Below are 1,680 nucleotides of genomic sequence, written 5' to 3' on the forward strand. Positions count from 1 at the left end.
CGTAAAATTTTCGTTATGGGGGTAATTAAAACTATTAGCTTGATAGCGATGTGGTGCTACCCCATGCCCATCAAGCTAACCAAGTAAATTACTAGATAAGAAACGATCCTTGTTTCAAAACTAGCAATTGATAGAAAAGTAGGCATGCTAAAGAAGCCTATTAAAACGTGATTTTTTCGCTAGGCAGATTGTCTATGCTTCACCGTCGTAGAATATCAAAGACGGTCATCTTCTTATACCGATGACATTTACGACCGTTCTTTTTGAGCAGCAGATAAAGACGATGCAGAATTTTTAAAATTTCTTCTGTGCCAACGGCTATCGCTTGAAACAGTAATGGAAAGTAATCTTTAATCATATAAATCGCTTTGTATTCACTTAGCTCCTGCTTTGTCTTTTCAAGCAGAAACTGTCGCATTTGAAACATCGTAGAAGAACAGAGGAGAATGCCGATGAGTTGTCCATATAAATGGCACTCTAGGCGTTCTCTTTTAATATTTTTACATTCATCAATTTCAAAAAATGACTTCCACGTTTTAAACAAAATTTCAATCTGCCAACGAAGTGAATACAATGAGTGCACGTAGTTCGTTGGTACTCCTTCTAGAGACGTGTTCGTGATATATACATTCATACCCATTAAACGTTTACTTTTCTCCTTCATGACGATGCCTTTTTTCTTTTCACGTATCGCTTGGTTTTTCAGGCGTGTTTGCGTTTGATCATCGGTTAAACGATGGAAAATGACACGTGCTGGAAGCTTCTGATTTTGGCCAATGTATGCCTCGGGGATTTCTATCGTTTCACCTAGGATTAGACCCGACATCATTTGTGCCATATCAAGCTGGATGTATTCTGTTTGCTTTTTTAACGTGCCGTTGTTGAAGTATTCTGGCTCAGGGTTCTTGATATAAATGCGTGTATTCAGCTTCAACCGCGAGATATAGTAAGCCTCTTTATCATGAATAGTTTGTAAGTCTCCTAAATCGAAGTAACCAAGATCACGTAAACACAAATCACCCGCCTCTACGGTTTCAAGGCAGATGGTACCGTATGTTTTATCATTATTCTTTCCTGGTCCAAGCTGCACGTTAAGAAATTGACCACTAAGTAAATCATATTCCAATTGGATTTTCACGCCTGCCGTATTACTACTCCCGCCTGAACCTTGATAGTTAGTGGCGAAATGATCAGGCAGTTGAAACACTGTCGCATCTAAAATACGGATACGATTGAAAGTAGAGATCATGTGTGCAGAAAGCGAGTGATTTGAACAGAGTTTTTGTGTGAGAAGAGAAGTAAAGACTTCTCGAAGAAATGCGACAGCTGCTGGATTAAAGCGTTGGTTCAATCCTTCTGAGCTCATCAGTACCCCAGTTGAGGCTTCTAACTGACTGCACAATTGTGTAAGCGATGTGCTAGCGATTTCTTGACTGAGCCATACGCAAAGGGCAATGAGTTCGTTTGCTTGATACTTACTAGATCGCTGTACAAAACCAACTTGTTTGGCGATATCTTGTAGGACTATTGGAGATAAAAAGTATTGTAGCTCTTGTGCGAAAAGATTCAGTTCATTGGAAATGATAGGATTCATCAAAAACGCCATCCTTTCTGTATGGAGTGAACCCTTAGAATGAGACGAAAAAAACACCTCTCTAAATCGTAAGTATCAGTTATGAT

1 protein-coding gene is annotated in these 1,680 nt (G+C 39.2%); it reads right to left on the reverse strand.

The annotated features are described in order from the left end of the window. Window positions 1-199: 199 nt before the first annotated feature. Entirely contained in the window at window positions 200-1,594 is a 1,395-nt protein-coding gene (locus CER22_RS30970; RefSeq protein ID WP_142293621.1) for an IS4 family transposase, read from the reverse strand. Window positions 1,595-1,680: the final 86 nt, after the last annotated feature.

The sequence above is a fragment of the Bacillus sp. K2I17 genome, assembly GCF_002209985.1.
In the GTDB taxonomy this organism is placed as follows: domain Bacteria; phylum Bacillota; class Bacilli; order Bacillales; family Bacillaceae_G; genus Bacillus_A; species Bacillus_A wiedmannii.

What these genes read in the sequence shown, in the direction of transcription:
- CER22_RS30970 (WP_142293621.1), bottom strand. Translation starts at nt 1,594, where the DNA reads ATGAATCCTATCATTTCCAATGAACTGAATCTTTTCGCACAAGAGCTA.